The sequence below is a fragment of the Actinophytocola sp. genome, assembly GCF_036002505.1.
Lineage (GTDB): Bacteria > Actinomycetota > Actinomycetes > Mycobacteriales > Pseudonocardiaceae > DASYTH01.
In genome coordinates, this window is record NZ_DASYTH010000217.1 from 1 (window position 1) to 26,260 (window position 26,260).

The window sequence follows — 26,260 nt, forward strand, 5'->3', positions numbered from 1 at the left end:
CCCGTGCGCGCCTTCGCCTCCCGGAACATCTCCAGCAGCAGACCGCGCACATACGGGTAACGCACCCGGGTCGGCGAGTAGGTGTACCAGGAGAACGCCGCACCCCGCGGACACCCCCGCGGCTCGTACTCCGGGCGATCCGGACCCACCGACGGGTAGTCGGTCTGCTGCGCCTCCCAGGTGATGATCCCGTCCTTGACGTACACCTTCCACGAGCACGACCCGGTGCAGTTCACCCCGTGCGTCGAGCGCACCACCTTGTCATGGCTCCACCGGTCCCGGTAGAACTCGTCCGCCTGCCGCCCACCGATCTTGTGCAGCGTCCGCAAATCCGGCGATATCTCGGCGCGGGTGAAGAATCGCCGGGTCCGCACCAGAGCGTCCACCAACTCGTTGTCCAAGCCACCGCTCACTCCATCACCTCGCACGCTCGGTCACGACGACGCCTGCCGCAACACCTGGACCCGCACGGCGGTCAGCGTGAAGACCAGCAGGCCCGCGGCGACGACCGCCAGCGCCGCCAACCCGAGCGCGTAGGACCCCAGCGCGCCGTACACCGCGCCCATCACCAGCGGCGGCAGGAACCCACCCAGCCCGCCGGCCGCGCCGACCACACCGGTCATCGCCCCCACCCGGTTGGCCGGGGCCAGCAACGCCACCAGCGCGAACACCGCCCCGCTCCCCGCTCCGAGCGCCGCCGCCATGGACAGAAACGCGACCGTGCCCAACGGCATCAACGCCGGCGCGAACGCCTGCAGCGCGGCCCCCGCGGCGACCACACCCAGCGCGAGCCCCAGGACCCGGACCGGACCCACCCGGTCGGACAACCAGCCACCCAGGGGTCGCATCACCACCGCGACCAGAACGAACCCCGCCATCCGGTTGGCCGCGTCCGCCTGCTCGAGCCCGTACCCGGTCCGCAGGTACGCGGGCAGATACACCGAGAAGGCCACGTATCCACCGAACACCACCGCATACAACACCGACGCCTGCCAGGTCACCGCCAACCTGGTGATGTGGACCAGCCGGCGCCACAGCGACTCCACCGGTACCGGCCGCCCCGGCGCGTCGCGCAGCGCCACCGCCGCCACGACCGCGTAGGCCGCCAGGGCCAGGGCCGTCACCACGAACGGCGTGGCCACCCCGCCCGCGCGCACCAAATTCACGGTCGTCAGCGCACTGATCGCGGTCCCACCCATTCCCGCACCGAAGACGCCGATGGCCAACCCCCGCCGCTCCGGCGGGAACCAGGCACTCACGAACGGCACCCCCACCGCGAAGGCCGTGCCGCCCACCCCGAGAAAGAACCCGCCGACCAGCAGCGCCGTCAGCGAGGAATGCCCGACCAGGCCCAGAAACAGCGCCGGCACGATCGTGATCACGGTGATCAGCGGGAACATCACCCGCCCGCCGTACCGATCCGTCAACGCCCCCACCGGAATCCGCCCGACCGAGCCCACCACCACCGGTACCGCCACCACCAACGCCTGCTGGAAAGCGCTCAACCCCAGCGAATCCTTGAACCGCGGGCCCAGCGGGCTCAGCAGCGCCCAGGCCCAGAAGTTCACCGCGAACCCCGTCGTGGCCAGGCCCAGCATCATCACCCGCCGGCCGCCGACCGCCGGACCGGCACCAACGCCTCGCGACAGGCCGGTCGTCGTCATCCTCACCCCGCCTTTCACCGCGGCCGGCCCTCGGCACCGCCCGGGTCAGCCTCCGCCGGCCGGCCGGGGCGTGACAGTGATCAAAGGCTCTCCCGATCAGGGACCAACGTCCTCACCCATCTCGGGTCGACTCGGACGAGCATCGCGGCCGGCATCCGAGGGACGTTCGGTCGCGACCGGCAGACCGAAGGTCTCTGCCGCGGCGGCCGGCGTGGGCGCAGCGTGGGTTGCGGACATAGCCAGGGAGCCGATCATGAGTGACGAAAAGCTGATCATCGATGCCAGCCTGCCCCGCTGGGACGTGGAGATCGCCGAGCACCGACTGGTGCACGCCGCTCCGGACCGGACCTGGCGAGCCGCCCGCGACCTCGACCTGCTGACCGTGCACACTCCGAAGTGCGGTGAACGACGCTTTCATCACGCCCAGCGCGAGGAAAGACGCATTCATCGCACCCGGAGGTGCCGCACGACCGGGTGCAGGTTGCTGATCGGTGGCACGTTGGGCACAACCTCGGCGACCGCTTACCGCCCCTTGGACTGATCGGTTGTCGGGCCGGGCCGGTCGAGCCGCGTCACCGGAGTCCTTCCTGGACGGGCACGGGCTCGATCGGTTGGCGCAGGATCGTGCGCAGCCGCTCCGGCTCGGTGCGGCACGGATCATTCAGGTAGATCTCGTGGTGCCGGCCGTGCGGGCGGTAGTCCAGCGCGGCGATTTCCTGGTGCAGCCGGACGATCGACGGCCACTCCGTCACGTACGGGCCGACGTGCAGCAACTGGGCGCACCGGCCCTCGGTCCACCGCTCGTAGCGGAGCCGGTCGACGGCCGGCAGGTCCTTGGCCGACCGGACCCGCGCGACCGCGTCGGTGACGGTTCTGGCATCGAGCGGCTCCGGCTGCACGATCATTGCCTGCCACCGCCAGCACGCCCGGTCGGTGTCCACCGCGATCGTCTCCCCGCGCACGATCGCCGCCATGGTGTCGGCCAGGTCCGGGTCGTCGACCCACCACAGCGCCTCCAGCGGCGTCATCCGCGGCGCCCAGCCGTTCCGCTTGCGCAGCTCGAAGTGCGCACCGTAGCTGACCGCGTAGAGAGCCTGAACCGCGGCGCCGAACTCGGGGTCCTCCGGTGCACCCCGGCCCCTGATCATCAGATAGCCCAGCTCCGGCACGTCCACCAGGTCGATTCGTCGCTGCCGTGCCCGGTAAAGCAAAGCGGGGAGCACATCCTGCACCGTCATAACCGCACCGTAGGCATTCACCGTTCCCCCGCGCCGCCGTCGTTGGACCCGTGACGCCGGGGACCTAGGTCGGGTCTCCGACCGGGAGCGGACAAGACGCCGAACGGCGGGTGCATCGGCCGATGCACCCGCCGTGTCACGCGGTCACGCGGTTACCCGCTGACCGGGATCTGGCGGCCCTTCACCTCCTCCTTGATCGGCACAGTCACCTCGAGGATGCCGGCGCGGTAGCCGGCCTTGACGTTGCCGGTGTCGGCACCGACGGGCAGCCGGACGCTCCTGGCGAACGATCCGTAGGAGAACTCACTGTGGGTTTCGTCGTGCTTCTCCTCGGTCCGCTCCGCCGTGACGACCAGGTCGTTGCCTTCCACAGTGACGTGGATGTCCTTCTCCGGGTCCATCCCCGGCAGCTCCGCACGCAGCACGTAATTGCCGTTGTCCCGGTAGTGCTCGATCCGCGCCAGATGACGATCACCGAACTGGGTGAACGGCCAACCGCCCTCCAGGACCCGGAACAGGTCCGGGAAGAGGGTCGGATGCGGAACCAGGCTTGTCACTTCCACTCCTTTCTCCTCGTCTGTCGCTCCACTTTCAGCTAACGCCGTCGCCCACCACGCACCCAGAGCGGCACGACCCCAATTACCCGGGACCTTCGGATCAGGACCGTCCACATCAGACAGAAGGGGTCGGCTGATTCCCTACCAGACGCGGTAGGTCCGGCTCGACCACGTCCCACAGCAGCCGGACGCGGATCCCGCCCGGCCCACTCGTAGAACGGGATCACCTCACGCAGGAACGCCTGCAGATCATCTAGTCCATACTGTCGACCCCGTTCGCCGGGCCGCACAGGGCCATTGGTCCCCGTGCCGCCGGGACACCCGTCACGGCCGGTGGGCGACCTCGGACTCTGCCTTGCCGACGGCCGGTGAGGCGATCGTGGACGGGTCATGTTCCGTCGCAGGGCGAGGAGTGCCGGTCCGGGCACACTGGCTGCTGCCCGAGGGCACCCGGGTCGGGATCGTGCCGGCCACCAGCGGCCTGCGGGCCGGCGACGAGGCGCAGACTTGGTTGGACCAGAACGGAAACGTCGTCAGCCAGCCGCTCGACCTCGGCGACGCCACCGCTGCCGGGATCACGGCCGCCGCGCTGATCTGGCTGTCCGCCGTGGGGTTGCTGACCGCCGCCTACTTCGCGGCGGTCGCCGGCCTCAACCACCACCGGTCGGCCTCCTGGGGCCGCGCGTGGGCCAAGGTCGAGCCGGACTGGAGCCGCCGCGCCTGACCGAGGCGAGCGCGGCCGGTCCGGCCAGCGTGGTGGCGCGCAACCGTAAGTGCCATGAGGGACTCCTTCGGGACGCTGAACACCCCGAAGGAGTCCTTTATGGCACTAGCCCCGCCCGAGCGCTTCACGAGGTGCTTCCCCTGCGGTGTAACGGGGTTTCCATCTCGAGGGTGTACAGGTTGTGTACGTCGCCGCGCCGGTAGTCCATTTGGACCAGCCGCGCGCGGCCGGATCGAATGGGCGGCGGGCTGTGCCGATGATCCACTCGATCCGGCCGTCCGCCTGCAGGAGCGGGACCAGCCCGAACCCGAACGTTCCGGTCGGGCCGGTCACCGCAACGGTCAGACCGCACTCGGCTGAGGCGGTCGGCATCAGCTGGCCAGCCACCGGGAGCCGGCCCGCAGACCGAGCTCCATCGCCCGCCAGGGGGCGCCGGCGTGGAACGGCCGCCCACGGCGGAACCGCATCGGCAGGTACAGGCCGAGGGTCTTCTTGCCCAGGCGCCAGATCTTCCCGGTGCCGACCCGGTAGGCCTCCGGGGCCGCCGGGTCCACCGCGACCGGTGCGGCCGCATCACCGGTCAGGATGAGCGGAACCTGGGCGAAGGTCGCCTTGTCGAGCATCTCCATGACGCACATGCTGACCGGCTCGAACACACTGTCCGGTGTGGACCCCCGGACCTCCGCGGCGATGGTGCCGGCCACCGCGTCGGCCTGCAGGAACGCCAGGAACGCCTGCTTGACCGGGAAGTCACCGGCATCACCGGGCGCGAAGATCTCCGGATGGCCGGCGACCGCCCGGGTGCCCGGATCGCAGGCGAGGAACCCGCGGTCATCGGCGGGCAGACCGTCGTAGCGCACCGCGGCGACGTAGGGCGGGAAGGCGACCAGCAGGTCGAACTCCCGCTCCGTGCCGTCGGAGTAGGCCACCTGCCCGTCGCCCACCTTGGTCACCACCGCGCCGGTGTGCCCGTGGATCTCGCGGTCGGCGAACTCGGCGGTCACCACCTCGTCCAGGCGCGGCCCGAACGCCTGGATGAACGAGCGCTCGTAGGTGGTGAACGTGATGTCCACCTCGTGCCGAACGTCGCGCCGGCGCAGCCAGGTGTCCAGCATGAACACGAGTTCGTAGAGCGGTCCGGCGCACTTGTTGTTGGGCGGCACCAGGAACAGCACGCGTTGCGGCCGGCCGTGGGCGGCGTGCTGGGCCACCCACTGCAGGGCCTCGCCCAGCCGGTGCATCTGGGCCGGGGTCCAGATCTGGTGCGCGTGCTCGGCCATCCCGGGGATCTCCTCCGGGCGCATGGTGGCCCCGGTGGCGATCACCAGCCGGTCGTAGTGGATCGGCAGGCCGCGGCTGGCGTGCACCACGCCCCGGTCCGGGTCGATCCCCTCGACGGCGCCGATCCGGTGGGTGATGTGCTGGCGCGCCAGCGGTTTGCGCAGCGGGATGTGCAGTGGTCCCTCGGCGCCGCCGAACGGCAGGTAGATCGTGTTCGGCTTGAACAGGAAGTCGTCCCGGTCGGACACCAGGGTCACCCGGACCTGGTCGTCGTCCAGCAGCGACCGCAACAGGAACGCGGTCTCCAATCCGGCGAACCCACTTCCCAGCACCGCGACACGGGTCGGGGGCATGGCTTTCTCCTTACCGTTCAGGGGTGCGCAGCGCACCGTCGAGCAGCAGCCGGCGTTCGGCGGCGGCGATGGTGGCCCGGGCGACACAGACGACGTCGGGGTTGACCGAGATCGACGTGATGCCCATGCGCACCAGGCGCTCGGCGAAACCGAGCTGGGTGGACGGCGCCTGCCCGCACAGGGAACTGGTGATGCCCAGGCGGCGGGCGGTGCCGACGATCTGACCGATGGCGTCGAGCACGGCCGGGTCGGACTCGTCGAACAGCTCCGCGCAGGTCTCCGAGTCGCGGTCCACGCCGAGCATGAGCTGGGTGAGGTCGTTGCTGCCGATGGACACTCCGTCGATGCCGAGCCCGACGTACTCGGGCAGCCAGTGCACGACGGAGGGGACCTCGGCCATGACCCAGCGGTGCATGCCGCGGTGCCGCCCCAGCGGGCTGGCGTCGATCAGCTCCAGGCAGGCCTCCAGCTCCCACTTCGTGCGCACGAAGGGGATCATCAGGTGCAGGTTCGGGGTGTGCTCTCGCACCCGGGCCAGCGCGCTGAGCTCCAGGGTGAACAGCTCGGGCTCGCGGACGTAGCGGTAGCAGCCCCGGTAGCCGATCATCGGGTTGCTCTCCTGCGCCTCATAGGCCTCGCCGCCGGTCAGGCCACGGAACTCGTTGGTGCGGAAGTCAATCGCCCGGTAGATCACCGGCCGCGGGTTGAACGCCTGGGTGATCCGCAGCAGCGAGCGGGACATCGCCGACACGAACTTCTCCTGCCCACCGTTCGCCAGCAGGTCCCGCGGGTGCTGGCCGCCGAGGGCCTCGGTCAGCATGAACTCCGCTCGCAGCAGACCCACGCCGTCAACCGGAAGCGCCGCAACGGCTTCCGCCCGCTCCGCGATGGCCAGGTTCACGTACACCTTGGTGCCGGTGGACTCCACCGCGGCCGGCGCCACCGCCACGACGGGCGCGGTCGTGGTGCTCTTCCGGGTCTGGTCGCCGGCAAGGACCTCACCCAGCGAACCGTCCACAGTGACCAGTTGGCCGTCGGTCAGGTCGGTGGTCGCGGTGCCGGTGCCGACCACGCACGGCACGCCCAGCTCGCGGGCCACGATCGCCGCGTGGCAGGTCATCCCGCCGCTGTCGGTCACCAGCGCGCCGGCCCGGCGCATCGTCGGCACCCAGTCCGGGTTGGTCATCGGCGCCACCAGCACCTCACCGTCGCGCAGCCGCTTTCCCTGCTGCGGCACGGTCAGCACCCGCACCGTCCCGGCCACCCGGCCCGGCGACGCGGCCAGACCGCTCACCAGCGGCTCCAGGTCGGCCGGCTCGGACTCCTCGGCCTTGGCCGTGCCGAGCGTGGTGATCGGCCGGGCCTGCACCAACCAGGTGCGGCCGTCCTCGATCGCCCACTCCACATCCTGCGGCGACCCGTAGTGCGCCTCGACCGCCGCCGCCAACCGGGCCACCTCCAGAATCTGGTCGTCGGTGAGCACCCGGGCGGTGGCGGTGTCCTCATCGAGATCGATCCGCACGTCCCCGCCATCCGGGCCGCGGACCAGCTGGTAGGCCTGTCTGCCCACCCGGGTCCGCAGCACCCGCAAACCGTCCTTGGCCAGCACGTAGGTGTCCGGCTCAACCGACCCGCTCACCACGACCTCGCCCAGCCCCAGCGCACCCTCGACCACGATCTGGTCCACGTTGCCGTTGCTGGGATCGGCGGTGAACGCCACGCCGGACCGCTCGGACTTCACCATTTTCTGGACGACCACGGCGATCGCCGGCTCGGCATTGAATCCCCGGCTGGCCCGGTAGGCCACCACCCGGGCACCGAACAGCGACGCCCAGCAGTCCACCACCCGGCCGATCAGGTCGTCGGCTCCGCGCACGTTGGTGAACGTCGCGTTCATCCCGGCGAACGAGGCATCGGCGCCGTCCTCTCCCGTCGCCGACGAGCGCACCGCCACATACAGGTCACTGCCCAGGTTCTGGTAGGCGGCCAGCACCTGCTCCCGCGCCTGCGGGCTCATCCCCGCCTTGACCACCAACTCCTGCATCCGCTCACTCGCCGCGGCCAACCTGTCCTCGTCCACCAGGGACATGGCCTCGTCGTGCGCCGCGGCGAGCTCGGCGCGCACCCCGGCACGCTCCATCGAATCCAGATAAGCGTCTCGCAACACGACGAACCCCGGCGGCACCGGCAGCTCGGCCGACACCAACTCCCCCAGGTTCGCGCCCTTGCCACCGGCCTCCTCGGCGTCGGTGACCCGAATGTGAGCGAAATCCCGCACGTAGCCCATAACTTCCTCGATTCCGTCAACAATCCTGCCTCTACCGTGCTGGACCCCGCGCCCGCGCGTGAGAGTCCGACGGACCCCGCGACCACACCGCTCGTCCCTGCCGACCCGGGACCTCCGTCCCTGTCGGGCCAGACCGCGCCGGCGGTCCCGCTCGCACCGGGTCTCCTGTTCTGCCACCTCGGCCGGCCACGGCGGAAGGTGAAGGTACGCCAGGAGTACGAGTGGCCTATGCCGGCGCGATAGCGTCCAAAGGACTTTGGTTCGTCTGGTGGCCCTCGAACCGCACCCCGCACTGTCCGTCCGAAGAGGACATCGGGATGCAGACAGCTCCGAGTACAGCGCCGAACTGGCCCGCTGGACCGGGCGTTGGCGAGCTCGCGGCTAGGACCCCGTCACCGGTGAAGGGTGCTGCGGGGAACTGCTCGTACTCGCCACCCCCAACGACGACCCGGTCCCGACTACGGGCCGGCGAGGCGCGAGTGCGGTCCTGCTCACCGCTACCGAATTCCTGCCGCAAGGCCCACGCCGGCCGAACACCGAGGCGATCAGTTTCCTGCCCGGCATGGCACCAACGGACGATGACCCCAAACATGAGCGTTCGTATCGATCAGGGAGGACATGCGCCGGAGATCTGGCTCCTCACCGGGCCGGCACGCACCTGGCGGATCCGTGCGTTCATCACCGGTACGCGGTGTCCGACGACACGAGGCCATCGTCGAGTCGCCGCGGCACCGGCGACGCCGAGGCTCGCGACCAGGTTCCCTGAACCCGAGGGACCTTCGCCCCTCCGCGGCCGGCCTGGCCAGCTGCACGCTGTGAGGAGGAGGCGATAACCATGACCCAAGCGAAACAGTGGCGAGTGGACATCTACATCGACGAGCACGACGCGCGCACCCGGGCCCGGGCACGGCTACACAACCCGGACGAGACCAAGCTGGTCGGGGTCGGCCTTGCCCGGCTCAACCCCGCGGACACCAACGTGCCGGAGATCGGTGACGAGCTCGCCGTCGCCCGCGCGCTGTCCGACCTGGCCCATCAACTGCTCGACGCCACCGTCAAGGACATCGAGGCGATCACCCACCACCCGGTCCAGCTGTTCAGCTGACCGCCAGGCACCGCCCGCCACCCCCCTTCCGGGTGGCGGGCGAACCCATTGCGTGGGAAGGGAAGCGTCAGGACGCGAGGCGGTGCCGCAACCGCTCGGCGAGCAGGTCGACGGCGTCGCACGGCGTGGCGGCGGTGGCACTGGCCTGTACCGCACGGCCGGCCAGGTCCAGCTTGGCCTGCGCCACAACCGGACCATCGTGCCGGATCAGCCGGACGCAGGCGAATCGCACCGGCTCCGGGGCCTCGCGCAGGACCGCGGCGATGCTGTCGTGGGCGTAGTCCGCGGGTGCGCGCACATGGTGTCCGATGTGGACGCGGGCATGCTTTCGCGGTGCGGGGTGGCTCATGGTTCCTCCCTTGGACACCTTGACTCTGGCACCGGGCCGGCACGCCGAGCAGGGGCGAAGGTCCCGGTGGGCGGTGGCCAAGGACCGATTCAACCGGCCGCGGAACGGGCCCACGATGAACATCTCGACGCGGAGAACAGGAGCACGATGTCCACCAGAACGATCTCCCTGCCCGACGAGCAGGCGATCCTCGACGTGCTTCGGGCCACCAGCGGCACCACATCCGTCTACTTCGGACACATGCCGGGTGGCGTCGTGGAGTGGCATGCCCGGTGGCATGGCCCGTCCGGACGGCTCCGCAGGCCGGAGCGGATGAGGCAACCCTCGCGGCCGGCGGCTGCCAGCCACCGCGCCGCCGGTCGGTGAGCGGTCCGGACGACGAGATCGAGCGCAACGCCCCGGGCGGCTGGGCGCAGCCGCGCTACCAGCACCGCGCCGGTGCGGTCGCCCGGGCAGCCGAGCGTGAACTGCGCGAGAGCGGTGCCCGGCTGCTGGTGGTCTCCGGCGACGTCCGCGCCGTGCAGCTCCTGACCGAACGACTCCCGGCGTGGGTGCGCGACACCGTCACCATCCGGCAGCCGCAGCCCCGACGGCTCGCAGCCGCACCGGCCCGAGGTGGTCGCCGGGATCGCCCGGTCCACCGCCGCGCAATGGACGGCCGACCTGTTGGCCCGATTCGCCGAGGAGAGCTCGCCCCACGGGCTGGCCGTGGCCGGGACCGACGAGACGCTGGCCACCGGCCGGGTCGCGGTGCTGCTGGTGACCGCCGGCCGCGACGACGACCGAACCGCCTGGTTCGGGCCGGAACCCGCGCAGATCCTGCCGACCACCCGAACGCCGCCGCCGTCCTGGACCCGGCACGACCGCGGCCCGCTGACCGACGTGGCGGTCCGCGCCGCCCTGCTCACCGGCGCGCAGGTCCGCGTGCTGGATCCGGACCTGCCCGGCGCGCCGGCCGAGGGCATCAGCGGGCTGTGCCGATTCCGTTGACCCACACGGGAGTTGTGCGATGAGATCGTCGCAGCGGCTCAACGCCGCGGAGGTGATGACCTCCTCCGTCGTCACCGCATTCAGACAACCCGACGTGAAAGCCCGCCGGCAGAGCACCGGTTCCCTCGTCGCACCGACCAAAGGCCCGGCTACGTGAATGACGAAACTCATGGGCTCTGCGAATTGGCCGTTCAATCGGGCTGAGAAAGCCTGACGCACCGGGGACTTCCGCCTCTTCCCCGTGTCCAGCTTTGACAACACCATCGGTGATGGAAGGGAGTACAGCGATCATGCCAACACAACCCTGTACGTCACCGGTCATCGAGCTGCTACCGCCGGCGAACAGCCCGCCGGCGATTCTCGTCGATGTGCGAACCGGCACCCGCCCGGACGAGGGTTACGACCGGGTGGTTTTCGACTTCCGTGACAACACCTCGACGCCCGGATTTTCGGTCAGCTATGAGGAGGAGATCCTCGAGGACCCGAGCGGCAACCCGCTGCCGATGCTTCCCGGCGCCAAGCTACTCGTGACCATGCGCTGGGCCGCCGCCCACGAGAACGGCAACCCGACCGTGCCGCCGGGGGATCTCGACCTGCGGCCGAATCTTCCCCGCATCAGACAGGTGAGACGGGCCGGCGATTTCGAGGCAGTTCTGTCGTTCGGGATCGCGGTGGCTCCGGCCGGCGACCCGGCGCCGTTCCGCGCCTACGCGCTGCCCGGTCACCGGCTGGTGATCGACATCGCGCACGCCGGCCAGAACCCGTGGTACTGCGGGCAGGTCTACTTCGCCGACCAGCAGAAGATCATCAACGGCATCGACCCGCCGGTGACCGCGGTCGAACGCCGGCTCACCAAGCCGGCCGTGGCCGGTGCCGCCCTCCAGGAGTTGTTCAAGGGCCCGAACGAAGCCGAACGGGAACGCGGGTTGCTCTTCGTCGACAGCCACGCGACCGGATTCGCCGACCTGCGCGTCAGCGAGGGGAAGGTCGCGCATGTCCGCCTGCTCGGACCGATCAGCAGCGACGGCTCCGCAGTCATCACCATCGCCAACGAGATCACCCCGACACTCAAACAGTTCCCCACCGTCGACTGGGTCAAGATCTACGACGAGGACGGCAAAACCGAACGCCCCGACGGTCCGGTCGACTCAATCCCCGAGCAACTGGAACCCTGACCCTCCGGCAGCCGGCATTCAGGAGGCTCGCCATACCGGAACGCCATGATCTAGAGTGCGCGATATGGCCTGGTTGGCGACCATCTCGCGGCGTGACGCGGAGGGCGCGCTCGCGGAGACCTACGCGGCGATGGCCGCCCGGCCGATCCCGGATGTCTACCGCCCGCCGCACGATGACGCGCCCGGGATCATTCGGGCGCACAGCTTGGATGCCGAGCTCATGCGGCGGACGTTCGCGGTGTCGGGATCGTTGCACCGCACGGCGCTGGACTGGGCGGACCGGGAGCTGATCAGCAGCGTCACCTCGCGCACCAATCAGTGCTTCTATTGAACGTCAGCTCACGCAGAGTTTCTGCGTGTCGCCAGCGGCGATGCCGCCTTACCCGAGGCCGTGCTCAAGGGTGAGGACGAACGGCTGCCGCAGCGCGGTGCCGCGCTGGCCCGGTTCGCCGTCACGCTGACCGCCCAACCGTGGTCGGTCACGCCCGAGCTCGCGCCGCACGGTGTCGGGGCCGAGGCGATCGAGGCCATGGCCGCGGTGGTGGCCATGTTCAATTACCTGACCCGAGTGGCCGACGCGTCGGGCATCGAGTTCGACTACGCCTCACCCCTTCCGGTGTTCGCTCCTGAGCGTGACCGGCAACCGGTCACCCGACCGGACCGGGCAACCTGGCCGGAGATCACCGGCGAGTTCCGGACGCTCCGGAGCTTCCCGGCGATGAGCGAGGCCTGGCGGCAGTGGCGCGAGTACGTGTTCGACTCCGACGAGCCGATCACCCAACGGGAACGCCGGCTGCTGGCGGGCGCCGCCGCACAGGAGAGCTGCGACCGCTGGCGCGCCGACGAGCTGGCCGGCTACTCACCGCGCAATGACAGGGAATCCCTTCTGGACGCGTTCGCCCGCAAGCTCAGCCGCCGGCCGTGGCAGATGCGCCCGACCGATCTGCAGACCCTCCGGGATGCCGGCTACCCCGAGCCCGCACTGCTGCATGTGATCTCGGCGGTGGCGCTGCAGAACGCGGAGTCACGACTTGCCCTGGGCCGAGCCCTGATCACGCGGTAAGCCAACTGCCTCATCGCGACCGTGATTCCTGCCCGACCGTGGCGACGGCCTGGACGGCCCAGCGGTGCTTCCTCAGGGCGCGATGGAATTGGGCGTAAGAGCGGTGCCAGGCGTCCTCGGTGTCCGTGCGCGGCCCCATGCCGAACACCGCCAGCGGCACGTCGGCCAATTCCCTTGCGATGCCGTTTGAGGAATCGGTGCTCGTCGCGGTGCCACCGGTCTTCAGTCGCGCCGGCGCATCAGGAACCACAGCAGCACCCCGACGCCCCGGGCCGCCCGGGCGGTGGGCAGGACCGCGCCGAGGAACACCCCGATGGCCGCGAAGGTCATGGTGCCGAGGATCATCGCCAGGCCCATGCCCCACCAGGAGACCGGCCAGTGCACGTGGTAGCTGACCCGGGCCGGCATCCGGGCGGCCTGGAACCGGCGCAGCACGCCGCGTTCGCGGTAGGAGGCCAGATGCACCGGCAGCCCGATCAACCCGAGCGAGGCGATGACCAGCCGATGTAGGCCGGGGTGTTGCCGAACGCCCGCACGCGCCGACGTTCGCCGCCTACGTCCCCATCGTTAACGACGCCGTAAGCGAGGGAACACGTCGCGTGTACGGGTCGTACTGGAACCGCATTGTCGAGCATCGGGGTAGTCGGCGATTGGACGAACCCACACCGTCAGAGATTCAGCAACTCGCCGAACACATCAAAACCAATGTCGTCAGCCGCCGAAACGCCGGAGGCGGCCGCAGCGCGGCTGAACACCTCATAGCCGCACTACGGTGCATCTACCGGCACGCCGAAAACGACGGCCACATAAAGCAGGGGGCAACCCCGCTTTGAAAGTCGCTAAGCCTCGGCGGCTACCGTCCACCCGGCGAGCCGTGCCGGACACCCGCCTTGCTGAAATCAACCAGGTAGCCGCGACTACCGGCACAGATCCGACGCTCGACACGCTGATTCTCCGGCTGCACACCGAAACCGCATGTAGGCGCGGCGGAGCATTGGCGCTCACCCCCGCCGACCTCGACACTGATCAATGCCTTATCCGACTTCGGAAGAAAGGCGAAACGATTCGCTGGCAACCCGTCTCCCTCACCTTGATGGCCCACCTGCAACACCACGCCGAGCAACGTCACGCGCCACTGAACGAGCAGTTCCTGCGGTACACCAACGGCAAGCCGATTACCTCACGTCGGTACGACCACCTGTGGGTGCGCATTGAGCTGTGGACACGCGACCTCGGCACTCCGGGCGAGACCGACCAATGCGGCTCGCCGGTGCACGGCTGGCGCACGAGCTCACAAGATCGCCTGCTGCCACCTGGACCTGTTTTGTCGTAGCCGACACGGATGCGGGATCATGTGGGCGTGTTCGACGTGTTCGTGACCTACCGGACGGTGGACGAGCGGTTCGGCGCGTCCGCTGTATACCATGGGCTTGCCCGCCAGTTTGGCCCTGGCCGAGTCTTCTTGGACCATCAGTCCATCGGTCCCGGCGAGGAGTACCCGGAGAGCATCCGCGCCGCGCTGGAGGAAGTTCACATCCTGGTGGTGCTCATCGGTCCGGAGTGGCTCTGCGAAGACACCAGAACTGGTGTCCGGCTGCTCGATCGCGAGGGCGACTGGGTGCGGCGGGAGATCCGCCGCGCGCTGGAACGTAAGATCCTCATCATCCCGGTGCTGCTCGACGGAGTCGAGTTGCCGGCGTCCGAAACGCTGCCTCAGGACATCCAAGGGCTGGTGATGCGGCAGGCTGTGGAGGTCAAGCATCGGAGCTTCGAGTCTGACCTTACTCGGCTGGGCGATGCCATCGCACGGCGCCTTCTCCTGAAGCGACAGAGGACGCAGGGTGAGATGGCGTCCGGACAATCCCATTACCCGCTGGAGGACGCCTGGGTCGCTACGATCCACCGGTCCCCTGATGGTCTCGACCGGTGCGGCACGGGCGTCCTGATCGCAGACCGTATGGTGCTGACCTGCCGCCATACCCTTACCGATTGCGATGCTGGCTCTTCCGTGCCGTTGTGGGTGGAGTTCCCCAAGTGGGATGGCGGGTTGTCGCGCCGACGCCGGGCAGAGCTGTCGCTGCCGTCCGACGAGAGGCATGATCTGGCGTTGCTGAGCCTGGAGGAGGATGCACCCGAAGGTGTTACCGCCGCGCCGGTTCGGTGTCCCAAAGCGTCCGAGCTCGTCGGTAAGCGCTGGTGGGCGTTCGGGTTCCCGGACGGCTATCAGCACGGCAACGATGCGTCAGGGACAGTCGGCGCGGCGCTCGCCGATGGGTGCGTACGGATCGACAGCCGCCGGGAGCCGGAGTCCCGGTATCGGGTGCTCCCCGGCTTCAGCGGGGCGGGCCTGTGGTCACCTGACTACCAGGCTGTCGTCGGCATAGTCATCACTGCGAATGAAGCGGGCGACGGCGAGGCCGTCACCTTCCATCAAGCCGACCTTAGTTTCCCCGACCAGAACCTCCGCGAGCTCGCCCGGGCGTCTGCCGTCGACGCTGGCGAGGAGGCGATGAGGGCGTGGGGCTGGGCGCTGACGGGTGATCGTCAGGCGCGGCGGCACTGGCGTCCCCGGGGTCGCGGGGTCATCCGCGACAGCGAGCGCGGCTACCGGTTCTGTGGCCGGACCAGGGCCTTGACCGAGATCGTCGGTTGGCTGGACCGTGCCGGGCCCGACCGGCGGGTGTTGGTGATCACGGGTTCTCCCGGGGTCGGGAAGTCCGCGGTGCTAGGCCGGATCGTGACCACCGCCGACCCGACGCTGCGGGCCGAGTTGCCGGCCGACGACGCTGCGGTACGGGCCACCACGGGGTCGGTCGCGTGTGCCGTGCATGCCGATGGCAAGACCGCGCTGGAGGTGGCCACCGAGATTGCCCTTGCCGCGTCGGCAGCCCTGCCCGAGCGGGTCGAGGACCTGGTACCGGCGATCCAGGAGGCGTTGGCTGATCGCGGTGGCAGTCGGTTCAACGTGGTCATCGACGCGGTCGATCAAGCCAGAACCCCGGCGGAGGCACGGTCGATCGTTCGCGAGATCGCATCCCCGTTGGCCGAAGACTGCGCCGATGTCGGGGGACAGGTCGTGATTGGTGTACGCCGGGCCGACGCGGACGGAGATCTGCTGCGTACCTTCACCAATCCGACTGTGCTGATCGACCTCGACCAGCCCGAGTACTTCAACATCCGTGATCTGACCGAGTACGCGCTCGTCACACTTCAGCTTTCAGGGGACGAACGCACCGATAACCCCTACGCTGACCCGCACGTCGCCGCTCCGGTTGCGGCCCGCATCGCTGCACTTTCGGACCAGAACTTCCTGATCGCCGGACTGACCGCGCTCAGGCACGGCCTGTGGGACACCACCGCTGTCCAACCCGACCGGCTGTCCTTCGCACCGAGCGTCGAGCAGGCGCTGCGCGAGTACCTGCGCCCCATCCCACCGGTCGCCGGACTGTCCGCGGCCACCGTGCTGACCGTACTTGCCCTGGCCGAGGCGCCCGGACTGACCGTGGAAATGTGGACGATCGCGATTGGGGCGCTTACCCGTCATCATGTCCCCCGCTGCGACCTGGCCGAGTTCGCGCACGCGTCGGCCGCCAACTTCCTGGTGGAATCGGGCGACCGCGGCGCCGACCGCTCCTACCGGCTGTACCACCAAGCGCTCAACGACGCCCTGCTCGCCGACTCCGCACGGCACGATCGGCGAAAAGACGACGAGCGTGCCCTGACTCGGGCCTTCATCGACCATGGACGCAAAAAAGGGGGCTGGACCGAGGCCCCTCAATACCTGCTCCGGTCGCTGGCCGTCCACGCAGCCAAGGCTGGAATTCTCGACGAACTCCTCACGGACGCCGCATATCTCCTGCACGCCGACCTGCGGCGGCTGGTTCCGCTCGGCGATCATGCCACGACGCAGGCTGGACACGACAGAGCCCGGCTGCTGCGTCTCACGCCGCACGCCATCAACGCCGACGCACGAGCGCGTACGGCGATGTTCAGTGTCACCGAAACTCTTGAGGACCTGGGCAGCACATATACCAGGGGCAACTCGCCGGGACCGTACCGCGCCCGATGGGCGGCCACCAGGCATCAAACTGAGCGGGCTGTACTGGAAGGTCAAACCGGCAGCGTAGACGCGGTATGTGTGCTGCCAGCGTCCGACGGCCGCAGTCTGCTCGTCAGCGGTTGCGACGACGGAAGCATAAGAATCTGGGACACTGCCAACAGCGGCCTGCTACAGACCCTGGAGGGTTGCGCACCGATTCGCGCACTGTGCTCGTTGCCCGCGCCGAATGGCGGTCGCGCAAGGCTGGTCAGTGGCGGCGAACCCAGCGGGAGCATACAGATCTGGGATATCGAAACCGGAAGCGTGCTGCACACCCTCAGAGGCCACCGCGACGCCGTGAAGACGGTCTGCGCCCTGCCCACGCCCGGCGGAACCCTGCTGGCCAGCGGCAGCGCCGACCACACCGTGCGGATCTGGGATCCCGAGACCGGCATCCCGCTGCACACCATGAGAGGCCACGCCAAGGTCGTCAACACGGTCTGCGCCCTACCCACCCCCGATGGCCGCGCCCTGCTCGCCAGCGCCGGCGGCGACAATCTCCAGATCACCGGCACGGAAAAAGTGCGGATCTGGGACCCCCATCAAGGGAACCTGCTCCATACCCTGGAAAGCCGGGCACGGCAGATAAACGAATTGTGCGCTCTGCCCACCCCCGACGGCCGCGCCCTGCTCGCCAGCGCCGACAGTGATGGGATCGTGCGGATCTGGGATCCCGACGCCGGCCTCATGCACTCGGTCATGAAAGGCCACAACCTTGATGTGACGACAGTCTGCGCTCTGCTCACCCCCGGCGGCCAGACCCTCGTCGCCAGCGGCGGGAGAGACAAGACCGTACGAATCTGGGAGCCGGATGCCGGCATCATTCCGGCGTGGCCGGTACCACGCTCCATCCTGCAGTCCTATGTGGAAGGTGACCGCCTGTGGGTAACCACGTTGTGTGTCTTGCCGATGCCCGGCGGTCGCGACCTGATCGCCAGCGGCGGTGGCGACGACGGTGCGGTTCTGATCAAGGATCGGGATACCGGGACCCGCGTGCACGCCATACAGGCCGACAGGACTTGTGCGTACACGATATGTGCCGTGCCTACCCCCGATGGTCACACCCTGCTCGCCAGCGCCGGCTTCAGTGCACCCACCATTCGGATCTGGGATCCGCGGTACGGAAGCACCCCGCTGCGCACCTTGACGGGGCACACAGAGCTGTACACAATCTGCACCTTGCCCATGCCCGGCAGCCGCACCCTGCTCGCCAGCGCCGGCAGAGACCACGCCGTGCACATCTGGGACCTCGATAACGGTTCCCAGCTGCGCACCCTGAACGGTCACACCGATGAAATACACGCCATGTGTGCGCTGGCCGCGCCCAGCGGCCGCACCCTTCTCGCCAGCGCCGGCAGCGACCAGACCGTGCGCATCTGGGACCCCGACACCGCCACTCTGCTGCACACCCTGAACGGTCACACCGACGCGGTACGGGCCATGTGTGCCCTGCGCACACCCGGCCAACGCACCCTGCTCGCCAGCGCCGGCAGCGACCAGACCGTGCGCATCTGGGACCCCGACACCGCCACTCTGCTGCACACCCTGAATGGCCACACCGATGGGGTCTATGCGGTGTGCAGCGTGTCGGGACCCGGCCGTCGCAGACTACTCGCTAGCGGCGGTAGGGACCGTACGGTACGGATCTGGGACCCCGCCAACGGTCGAATGCTCGACGCAATCCAAGCGCATCACCCCGTACACGCAATGGAATACACGGCCAACGTCCTCATCGCCGGACTATCCGCCGGCCTCCTCGCCATCGAACTCACGGGAGTGATTCCGGCGGAAGCATCTGGCCTGCGGGTATAACGTGCCCTCTACGGCTCAGCAAGAATCCGTGGATCCATACGGCTCGATGGATGACACCGTGTCGTCACCGTGCCCGGCAGAGGCACAGCAGCAGCGTTGGTGACGGTCGGCGGTCCATGCCGGACGAGCGACAGTTCGGCCGGGGCCGTGGCTGGTGAGGCAGGTGGGACCGGTGTGACTATTGGGCGGTCGACACATTGCCCTGAAGGCGGCCTTCAGGACGTTGAGCGTCCTGAAGGCCGCCTTCAGGGCATTGGTCAACGCCCCATGCTGACCAACGCCTGACCCGCTGCCACGTGTGCGCGCTTCGTGGCCGCGGGGTCAGGCACCTTGAGAAACCGGTGGCCAGGCTCCAGCATTGACGAGTGAACCGCGCCGGGAAGCCGCACCCACCTGGTGCCATGCCCTGGCCGCGGCTGCTCCTGATGGTGATGCTCCTGTCGAACCCGGGTCACAGAACTCCGGGGTTCGGACGGAGAGGGGCGCGTATTCCGTGCCCGAGGAATCATCAGGCGCGTCAGTTGACACCGCGTAGTGGCAGGTGCCAAAAGTGTCAGTGGTTCGTCTGGTGTCCGTGCCCGTATGGAGACGAATCCAATCCGCACCTCGCGTACAGTTTCGAACGCGGCATCTGGGTCTGTCGCCAGCAACATCGGTTCGATCGCGGACTGTTGTGCCCGGGCTGCTGGAACATTGCCTTCGACCGGTCCGGAAAATGGCGATGCACACGTTCGGGCCGGCACATTGTGGAGCTGTATGCGAACCGGCTCTGTCCCGAATGCGGGGTCGGATTACCAGTCCGGCTTCGGGGCGCCCGCGAGTATGTCTGCCCTGCATGCGATCACAAGATCCCCGGGGGGGGGGATGACCGATGACGACCAATCTCCTCGGCAGCGGGCAGGTAGGCAGGTATTTCACCGTGGTCAGCGTGTTGCCGTCCGCGGTGCTGGTGCTCTACATATATCTGTTGGCCGGCACCGATCCCTGGTCCGGACCGTTACAATGGTCGGAGTTGGCGGATTTCCGGGCGCAGAACCTGGTGATCACGGGTATCGCGGTGATGGTGCTCGCCCTCGCGTTGAACCCACTCCAGTTCACCCTGATCCAGCTTATGGAGGGGTATTGGGGGAACTCACGGCTGGCCGTGCAGTTCGCGACCATCCGCACGATCTACCACCAGCGGCGCGCAGCGGAGCTCGACGGTCGCGCGCTCGCGGACGATGCGCCCGGTGCGGGGATGGTCGAGCGGACACGCGCCACCATCGACGCCACGGAGAGCGAACGGTTGTTCGCGTCTTATCCCGTCGAGCAGCGGGATTTCCTGCCGACCCGGCTCGGCAACGTGCTTCGCCGTTACGAGACCACGGTCGGGAAGCCCTACGGGCTCGATCCGCTGCTCTCCATCCCCCGGCTCGCGATGGTCGTTGGACAGCGCGAGCTCGGTTACGTCCGAGACCAGCGGGTGCAGCTCGAGCTGGCCATCCGCACCGCACTGCTGGCCGGGGCGGCGGTTGTGGCCACGGTGGTGCTCCTGTGGCGCCAGGGGTTGTGGATGCTGCTCGCAGCGGTGCCGTATGGCGTGGCTTTTCTGGCCTACCGTGGAGCCGTTGCCATCGCGCACGAGTACGGCACGAGTCTCGCCGTGCTCACCGAGTTCGGCCGATTCGACCTCTACCGGCGGTTGCACCTCCCGCATCCGCCCGACACCTCCGCCGAACGCGAGGTCAACGAGAAGTTGATGCGGATGTTCGACTTCGCCGACGAGACGCTGCGGTACCAGGAGCCACCCGCACCGGAGGGGTCGCTAACGCCGCAGGATGGAGCAGACACGAACCCGCCCGAAACCGACTAGCACGATCACAGCCACGACGCCTGCCATGATGCAGCTGTGCCGAATGCGAGCAAGGCTGACCAGAGCGGCGGGGAACCGACCGGTTCCACCGCAGCCGACCTCGACGCGGTCTGGGGAGCGGTGCCGGCGGAGGTACAGCGCCTGGAATCGGACGCTCCTCGGCCAGCCCGGAGATCGGGACCGACATCTTCGGACGATCTTCGCCCGCGCGACAAAATGCTCTGGTTATGGCCACTCTGCCTCATCGGCGCGATGGCGCTGCTCGGCCACTTCCTCGGACCATTTGGGGTGCTCCTCGGTGGCATCGGCACAATCGGCGTGCTCGTACTGTACGTTGGCTCTGGTTTTGTCAGACGGCCGGTGCAGCTCTCGATCTGCGCCGGCGCCTGTGCGCTGCTCACCGTCGTTTACTTCGCCTACGTCAATGAATTTCCCAGCAACCGGACGGCCCCCGAGTCACCCAAGATCACAATGGCGGACGGCAGGGAGCTGAGCCTGGCCGAACTGCGCGGCGGCGACGCCCGCGGGGCCGTGCTGACCGGCAACAGGCTCAATGGCCTGGACCTGTCCCGCGCCGAACTCGAAGGGATCACCGCGCCCGGGGTTCCCATGAAGGGCGCCATTCTGGACGGGGCCCATCTCGCGGGCGCCGACCTGCATGGTGGTGATCTCCAAGACGTCCGCCTCCACCGGGCGGACCTGCGCGGCGCGAACCTCACCGGCACAAACCTGTCTCGCGCCGACCTGACCGACGCGTGCCTTCGCGGCGCGAACCTCACCGGTGCGACCCTCGACGGCGCCGATTTCAGAGGCGCGGGCGTCACTGACGCCGCCGTCAGTCCAGCGGCACGCTCGGCCGCAAGGAACTGGCCGGCCTCGGACCTGCCGTGCTGAAACAGGGACCGGCTGAGGAAACCGGCGGTGTGCTCACCGTCTGCACCGATTCCCACGGCAACTGTCAGGTAACCGGCCAGGGCTACCTCCGGCTCCTCGACGCTACGGCTGGCGTTCCAGTCCCCCGGCCCGGACGTGCCATCGGAGTCTGACCGTCCGGACATGATGTTGCCGGCCACCGCACGGCCGCGCCGGGGTGACGATCGGTCACCTGCTGAAGCCTGCGGTCAGTCCACTGAGGATGTGGCGCCGGCCCACTACGTAGAGGGCCAGGATGGGCAGTGTGGTCAGCACGACGGAGGCGAGGATCGCCGGGACGTTCACGCTGTACTGGCCCTGGAAGGTCCAGAGGGCCAGCGGGAGCGTCCGTTTGCTGGGGCTCTGGGTGAGGATCAGCGGCAGCAGGAATCCGTTCCAGATGAAGAGTGCGTTGTAGATGGTCACGGTGACCACCGCCGGGCGGGTCAGCGGCAGTGCCAGGCGCCACAGCATTCCCCGTTCGGTGACGCCGTCGAGCCGCATCGATTCGAACAGTTCCTTGGGTACGTCGCGGATGAAGTTTGACAGCACCAGTACCGACAGCGGGATGGCGAAGGCGATCGACGGCAGCACGATCGCGAGCAGGCTGTCGTAGAGGTGCAGCCTGATGATGATCAGGTACACCGGGATGATGGTGGCCTGCAAGGGGATGGCCAGGCCCATCAGGAACAGGGAGTTCACTGATCGGAGGAACCAGCCTCGACCGCCGCGCACGATGGCGTAGGCGGCCATGAAGGACACGGCGACCGCGGGGACGACGGCGCCGACGGTGACCACGAGGCTGTTGAGGAAGTACTGGGCGAAGTCCGATTTGATGACCAGCCGGTAGTTGGCCAGGGTCGGACTGTCCGGCGGTACCAGGGGGTTGGTGGTGTAGTAGCTGCTCTGTGCCTTGAAACTGGTGATGACGATCCAGTAGAGCGGGATGATGATCACCGCGAGCCACAGCCATCCGGCCAGGCCGGCGAGCCAGTTGCGGCGGACCTTGCGCGGGCCGGCGAGGCGTGGCCGGGTGGCTGCCACGGCGTGCTGTTCCCGTTGGGGGGTCAGGGTGGTCGCCATGTCAGGCCGCTCCCTCCAGCTGGCTGGCGCTGGCGTCGCGGCCGCCGAGCCGGCGCAGCAGCAGCGCCAGGGCCAGTCCGACCAGAACGAGGATGACGGCGATCGCGCTGGCCGGGCCCATCAGGTTGGCCTGGAATCCACGCTTGTACATGTCCAGGGCGAGCACGCGGGTGGCGTCGCCCGGCCCGCCCGCGGTCAGCACGAAGATGAGGTCGAAGAAGGTCAGCGACCCGATGACCATCAGCGTCGAGGAGGTGATGATGGTGTATTTCAGCTGGGGCAGCGTGATGCTGAAGAACTGGCGTACCCGCCCGGCGCCGTCGATCTCCGCCGCCTCGTACAGTGAGCGCGGAATCTGGCGTACGCCGCCCTGGTAGATCAGCGAGTGGAATGGGATGAACTGCCAGGACACCACGAAGACGACCACGCCGAGGGCGAGGCCGGGCTTGCCCAGCCAGTCCTGGCTGAGCAGGCTGATCTTCAGCCCGGCGCCGAGCCCGAAGTTGGGGTCCAGCAGGGCTTTGTAGGTGATGGCGATGGCCGCGGAGCTGAGCAGCAGCGGTACGAAGTACAGCACCGCCAGGATGGCGCGGTAGCGCTGGTGGCCGGCCAGGAACACGCCGAGCAGCAGGCTGATCGGCGTCTGGGCGACCCAGGACAGGGCCATCACCAGGAAGGTCACCCAGAGCGCGTGCGGCAGGCCGGGGTCGGTGAGCACCGTGCGCCAGCTGGCCGTCCCGGCCAGGTTGATGACGCCGAGCCCGTCCCAGGAGGTGAAGCTGAGCAGGAGCACACCGACCAGCGGGATCACCCCGAAGCCGACGAAGAACACCAGCGCTGGCACCGCCAGCCACCCGAGGGAGCCGCGACGCGCCGAGGTCGCGACGTCACTCACTTCAGCACCTCGCAAGCTCGGTGCTGAAGCTCAGACACTGTGCCCAACGATTCGCTTCGCGAGCTCCGCTCATTGGCCGATGACGGCGTTCATGGCGTCGGCGAACTGCTGCGGCGAGATCGACAGCTGGAACAGCTTGGAGATGTTGTCCAGCAACGCCTCCGCCGCGGTCGGGCTCAGCGCCTGGTCCCAGGACTGCGCGAACGTCTTGGCCTTGCCGGCCGTGTTGTAGACGAACTTCAGGAAATCGGCGTCCTTGGAGGAGGCCAGCTGGCTGTCGGCGCCCTGGAGGGCCGGCACCCCGCCGGTGCCGATCCACTGTTTGACCTCCTCGTCGGTGAGCACACCGGCGGTGAAGAACTGCTTGGCGATCTTCTTCTCGTCGGCGCTCGCCTTGGACGAGATCGACATGTACTGGGCCGGGTTGCCCACGGTGTTGCTCGGGTCGCCCTTGCCGCCCTCGACCGGCGGGAAGTTCAGGTAGCCGAGGCTGCCGCTGGAGACGAAGTCGCCGCCGTCGTTCTGCTGGATGCCGTACGACCAGGTGCCGTGCAGCATCATCGCGGCCTTGCTGGTGTACAGCAGGGCCTGGTCGGCGTTGGAGTCGGCGGTGATCGAGGAGAACCCCTTGATGAACCCGTTGGCCTTGACCAGGTCCTGCGCCCTGGTCAGCGCGGTGATGGCGGCCGGGTTGGACCAGGCGTTCTTCTCGCCCTCGAAAACGGCCTGGAACACCTCGGGGCCGCCGATGCGGTCGAAGAGGAACTCCAGCCACATCATGTTGGTCCAGCGTGACTGCCCACCGAGGGAGAACGGCGCGATGCCTTTGGCGTTGAACGTCGACACCAGCGCCATGAGGTCGCCCCAGGACTGCGGCGGCTTCGCGCCCACCGAGTCGAAGACCTTCTTGTTGTAGAACAGGACGATCGGCTGCACCGTCTCGCACGGCATCGCGTAGATCTTGCCGTCCACCGTGGCGGCCGCGAACGAGGTCGCCAGCAGCCGGCTCTTGACCGCGGGGTTCTCACTGAACCAAGACGTGAGGTCGTCGACCTGGCCGGCCTGCACGTAGGAACGCAGCGTCCCACCGCCCCAGCCCCAGATGAGCGTCGGCGCCTGACCGGCCCCGATCGCTGTCTTGATCTTCGTCTTGAACGCGTCGTTCTGGAAGCCGGTCGCCGTGATCTGGCCGTTGGGGTTGGCCGTGTTGAATCGCTTCACGGCGTCCACCCGGATACCCTCCTGGGGCTGACCGGTCAGATACCAGTAGCTGGCCTTGGCACCCGCGCCGCCACCGGTGCCGCTGCCGCTGGGGCCGGCGGTTCCGCAGGCTGCCGCGAGCGCCGCGCCGGCGGGCAGGCCCATGGCGAGACCGAGGAAGGCACGCCGGGACGTGGTTGTGGACCCCATGTTGATCACCGGATCTCTCTCGAAAATTTTCGAATGTGTACCGGAGTATTCGAATTTAGTTGTGGCTATTGCTGGCGTCAAGATGCCGATACCCAGGTCAAACAGCTACGAACACCCCGAAAGCTCTTTCGAAAAGTTGCGATATGATAACGGCCGCTCCTGGTCGGGTTCAGCCAGCGGTGATGTCCAGTTTGCCGATCTTGTTGGGGGTCAGTAGGCCGAACCAGACGGCGCCGGGTTGGTGGGTGTTGATGTCGCAGGGGTAGGAGGCCGAGGATGGGGTGCTCCACATCCGGACCTCAAGGGTAGTGGGGTTGAACCGGGCGATCTGGTTGCCCAGTCCGGCGGCCGCGGGGAAGCTGACCGAGAAATAGATGTTTCCGTCGCTGGCTTCGGCGATGGGGCCGGCCATCGGCAGCGGGTTGCCGATACTGCCGCCGAGCAGGCCGCCCAGGATGCTGGTCAGCAGGCCGTTGATGCCCAGTAGCGGGTATTCGGTGATCTGCCCGCTGCCCGGGTTGATGCGGGCGATCTTCATGCCGAGCGACTCGCCGACCCAGATCGAGCCGTCCGCAGCGGTGCGCACGCCGACCGGGAACGAGGCGAGGGTGGGCATCGTGTACTGGACGAACCGGTGGGTGTCCACGTCCAGCGTGGCCACCTTGTTCAGCTGCGGCAGGTCGAACACCACGGTGCGGCCCGGGCCCGGCTTGATGATGCCGAACAGCGCGCCGAGCTGGCCGAGGATCTCGCCCGGCACGCGATAGCTGCTCCACGCCCCGGTCGCCGGGTCGTACCGGCCGATCGAGTCGAGCCCGCCGAGGGTGAACCACAGGGCATCGTCCGGTCCCAGCGCGATGTCGTTGGCCAGCCCGACACCGGTGTGCAGCGGGATGCCGAGTGGCTGCGTGTTGAACGCGTTGGCCCACGGCAGCGCGAACTCGGTCATGCCGCCGTCACTGGTGTCCACCCGGAGCAGGCTGTTCCCGGTCACTTGGGGCATCCAGAGGTTGCCGGCGGGATCGAGGTCCATGCCGCCCGGCACCGACAGGGGCATCGGCGTGCTGTGGTTGGTGAACTGGCCGGTGCCCGGTTCGAACCGGGCGACCTGGCTGCTCAGGTACTGCTCGACCCAGAGCGCTCCGCCGTGGTCGAACTCGACCTCGCACACCCCGCCCACCGGGATCGACGAGGGAACCGGGCCGTACTCGGTGATCGGTGCCGTCGCGGTGGCGACCGCCGGAGCGGCGGTCAGGCAGATCGAGGCGACGACAACCACCGCCACCAACCGAAACCGTCGGTGACCGCGGCGTGCTGCGTACATCGTGAACCCCCTATGCGTGGCCCTCCAGTATCTCGGTGACGAGGGCGGCGATCGGGCAGGGTTCGGGAACGCATCAGGGTGACGTCT

24 protein-coding genes and 2 pseudogenes are annotated in these 26,260 nt (G+C 68.4%); 13 read left to right on the forward strand and 13 right to left on the reverse strand.

The window, feature by feature from the left end; genetic code table 11:
- Both VGR06_RS18445 and VGR06_RS18450 read right to left on the reverse strand, forming a co-directional pair.
- Positions 1-401: pseudogene (locus VGR06_RS18445) on the reverse strand (nitrate reductase subunit alpha); the annotation flags it as partial.
- Positions 402-434: 33 nt separating this feature from the next.
- Positions 435-1,664, reverse strand: a complete 1,230-nt coding sequence (locus tag VGR06_RS18450; RefSeq protein WP_327560325.1) for an MFS transporter — start codon at positions 1,662-1,664, stop codon at positions 435-437.
- A 253-nt stretch (positions 1,665-1,917) separates the two neighbouring features.
- Between VGR06_RS18450 and VGR06_RS18455 the strand changes: the two genes are divergently transcribed.
- Positions 1,918-2,205 (forward strand): hypothetical protein, encoded by a 288-nt coding sequence (locus VGR06_RS18455; RefSeq protein WP_327560326.1) that lies wholly within the window; start codon positions 1,918-1,920, stop codon positions 2,203-2,205.
- Positions 2,206-2,236: 31 nt separating this feature from the next.
- Here VGR06_RS18455 and VGR06_RS18460 read toward each other — a convergent pair whose 3' ends face one another.
- Positions 2,237-2,902: a GyrI-like domain-containing protein gene (locus VGR06_RS18460; RefSeq protein WP_327560327.1), complete on the reverse strand. Its 666-nt coding sequence runs from the start codon at positions 2,900-2,902 to the stop codon at positions 2,237-2,239.
- A gap of 152 nt (positions 2,903-3,054) precedes the next feature.
- A complete protein-coding gene (locus VGR06_RS18465; RefSeq protein WP_327560328.1) occupies positions 3,055-3,459 on the reverse strand; it encodes an Hsp20/alpha crystallin family protein in 405 nt (134 codons plus the stop codon).
- 412 nt (positions 3,460-3,871) lie between these two features.
- Here VGR06_RS18465 and VGR06_RS18470 point away from each other — a divergent pair, with 412 nt between their 5' ends.
- Positions 3,872-4,183 (forward strand): hypothetical protein, encoded by a 312-nt coding sequence (locus VGR06_RS18470; protein ID WP_327560329.1) that lies wholly within the window; start codon positions 3,872-3,874, stop codon positions 4,181-4,183.
- Between the two features lie 371 nt (positions 4,184-4,554).
- On the opposite strand, the gene VGR06_RS18475 is transcribed toward VGR06_RS18470, so the two are convergent.
- Together VGR06_RS18475 and ppsA are read right to left on the reverse strand one after the other, a co-directional pair.
- The gene (locus VGR06_RS18475) at positions 4,555-5,817 is read right to left on the reverse strand and encodes an NAD(P)/FAD-dependent oxidoreductase (RefSeq protein WP_327560330.1); all 1,263 of its coding nucleotides are present in this window, start codon (positions 5,815-5,817) and stop codon (positions 4,555-4,557) included.
- 10 nt (positions 5,818-5,827) lie between these two features.
- Positions 5,828-8,104: a phosphoenolpyruvate synthase gene (ppsA, locus tag VGR06_RS18480; RefSeq protein ID WP_327560331.1), complete on the reverse strand. Its 2,277-nt coding sequence runs from the start codon at positions 8,102-8,104 to the stop codon at positions 5,828-5,830.
- Positions 8,105-8,939: 835 nt separating this feature from the next.
- On the opposite strand from ppsA, the gene VGR06_RS18485 reads away from it, so the two are divergent.
- The gene (locus tag VGR06_RS18485; protein WP_327560332.1) at positions 8,940-9,209 is read left to right on the forward strand and encodes a DUF1876 domain-containing protein; all 270 of its coding nucleotides are present in this window, start codon (positions 8,940-8,942) and stop codon (positions 9,207-9,209) included.
- A gap of 67 nt (positions 9,210-9,276) precedes the next feature.
- Here VGR06_RS18485 and VGR06_RS18490 read toward each other — a convergent pair whose 3' ends face one another.
- Positions 9,277-9,558 (reverse strand): hypothetical protein, encoded by a 282-nt coding sequence (locus VGR06_RS18490; protein WP_327560333.1) that lies wholly within the window; start codon positions 9,556-9,558, stop codon positions 9,277-9,279.
- Positions 9,559-9,705: 147 nt separating this feature from the next.
- Between VGR06_RS18490 and VGR06_RS18495 the strand changes: the two genes are divergently transcribed.
- The 6 genes and pseudogenes from VGR06_RS18495 to VGR06_RS18515 all read left to right on the forward strand — a co-directional run bounded on the left by VGR06_RS18495 (position 9,706) and on the right by VGR06_RS18515 (position 12,786).
- Positions 9,706-9,924: a hypothetical protein gene (locus VGR06_RS18495; RefSeq protein WP_327560334.1), complete on the forward strand. Its 219-nt coding sequence runs from the start codon at positions 9,706-9,708 to the stop codon at positions 9,922-9,924.
- A pseudogene (locus VGR06_RS43930) lies at positions 9,831-10,067 on the forward strand (hypothetical protein); the annotation flags it as partial. The gene VGR06_RS18495 and the pseudogene VGR06_RS43930, both read left to right, overlap by 94 nt.
- Before the next feature lie 106 nt (positions 10,068-10,173).
- Positions 10,174-10,548: a hypothetical protein gene (locus VGR06_RS18500; RefSeq protein WP_327560335.1), complete on the forward strand. Its 375-nt coding sequence runs from the start codon at positions 10,174-10,176 to the stop codon at positions 10,546-10,548.
- A gap of 290 nt (positions 10,549-10,838) precedes the next feature.
- Positions 10,839-11,723 (forward strand): GerMN domain-containing protein, encoded by an 885-nt coding sequence (locus VGR06_RS18505; RefSeq protein WP_327560336.1) that lies wholly within the window; start codon positions 10,839-10,841, stop codon positions 11,721-11,723.
- Positions 11,724-11,787: 64 nt separating this feature from the next.
- Entirely contained in the window at positions 11,788-12,054 is a 267-nt protein-coding gene (locus VGR06_RS18510; protein WP_327560337.1) for a hypothetical protein, read from the forward strand.
- A 60-nt stretch (positions 12,055-12,114) separates the two neighbouring features.
- Positions 12,115-12,786 carry a hypothetical protein gene (locus VGR06_RS18515; protein ID WP_327560338.1) on the forward strand — a complete coding sequence of 224 codons (672 nt, stop codon included), beginning with the start codon at positions 12,115-12,117 and terminating at the stop codon, positions 12,784-12,786.
- Positions 12,787-12,796: 10 nt separating this feature from the next.
- Here VGR06_RS18515 and VGR06_RS18520 read toward each other — a convergent pair whose 3' ends face one another.
- On the reverse strand, positions 12,797-13,036 hold the full coding sequence (locus tag VGR06_RS18520; RefSeq protein ID WP_327560339.1) for a hypothetical protein: 240 nt from the start codon (positions 13,034-13,036) through the stop codon (positions 12,797-12,799).
- Entirely contained in the window at positions 13,009-13,266 is a 258-nt protein-coding gene (locus VGR06_RS18525; RefSeq protein WP_327560340.1) for a hypothetical protein, read from the reverse strand. The genes VGR06_RS18520 and VGR06_RS18525 overlap by 28 nt, the downstream gene beginning before the upstream one ends.
- A gap of 394 nt (positions 13,267-13,660) precedes the next feature.
- On the opposite strand from VGR06_RS18525, the gene VGR06_RS18530 reads away from it, so the two are divergent.
- From VGR06_RS18530 to VGR06_RS18545, 4 genes are all read left to right on the forward strand, one after another.
- Positions 13,661-14,119, forward strand: a complete 459-nt coding sequence (locus VGR06_RS18530; protein ID WP_327560341.1) for a tyrosine-type recombinase/integrase — start codon at positions 13,661-13,663, stop codon at positions 14,117-14,119.
- Positions 14,120-14,146: 27 nt separating this feature from the next.
- Positions 14,147-18,697 (forward strand): trypsin-like peptidase domain-containing protein, encoded by a 4,551-nt coding sequence (locus VGR06_RS18535; RefSeq protein ID WP_327560342.1) that lies wholly within the window; start codon positions 14,147-14,149, stop codon positions 18,695-18,697.
- A gap of 871 nt (positions 18,698-19,568) precedes the next feature.
- Positions 19,569-20,549 carry a hypothetical protein gene (locus tag VGR06_RS18540; RefSeq protein WP_327560343.1) on the forward strand — a complete coding sequence of 327 codons (981 nt, stop codon included), beginning with the start codon at positions 19,569-19,571 and terminating at the stop codon, positions 20,547-20,549.
- A 252-nt stretch (positions 20,550-20,801) separates the two neighbouring features.
- The gene (locus VGR06_RS18545; RefSeq protein WP_327560344.1) at positions 20,802-21,443 is read left to right on the forward strand and encodes a pentapeptide repeat-containing protein; all 642 of its coding nucleotides are present in this window, start codon (positions 20,802-20,804) and stop codon (positions 21,441-21,443) included.
- 207 nt (positions 21,444-21,650) lie between these two features.
- Here VGR06_RS18545 and VGR06_RS18550 read toward each other — a convergent pair whose 3' ends face one another.
- From VGR06_RS18550 to VGR06_RS18565, 4 genes are all read right to left on the reverse strand, one after another.
- Complete coding sequence (locus tag VGR06_RS18550; RefSeq protein ID WP_327560345.1) at positions 21,651-22,544, reverse strand: carbohydrate ABC transporter permease; 894 nt, start codon at positions 22,542-22,544, stop codon at positions 21,651-21,653.
- A 1-nt stretch (position 22,545) separates the two neighbouring features.
- Complete coding sequence (locus tag VGR06_RS18555) at positions 22,546-23,439, reverse strand: sugar ABC transporter permease (RefSeq protein WP_327560346.1); 894 nt, start codon at positions 23,437-23,439, stop codon at positions 22,546-22,548.
- A gap of 69 nt (positions 23,440-23,508) precedes the next feature.
- Entirely contained in the window at positions 23,509-24,849 is a 1,341-nt protein-coding gene (locus tag VGR06_RS18560) for an extracellular solute-binding protein (RefSeq protein ID WP_327560411.1), read from the reverse strand.
- 169 nt (positions 24,850-25,018) lie between these two features.
- Positions 25,019-26,134 (reverse strand): virginiamycin B lyase family protein, encoded by a 1,116-nt coding sequence (locus tag VGR06_RS18565; RefSeq protein WP_327560347.1) that lies wholly within the window; start codon positions 26,132-26,134, stop codon positions 25,019-25,021.
- Positions 26,135-26,260 lie beyond the last annotated feature (126 nt).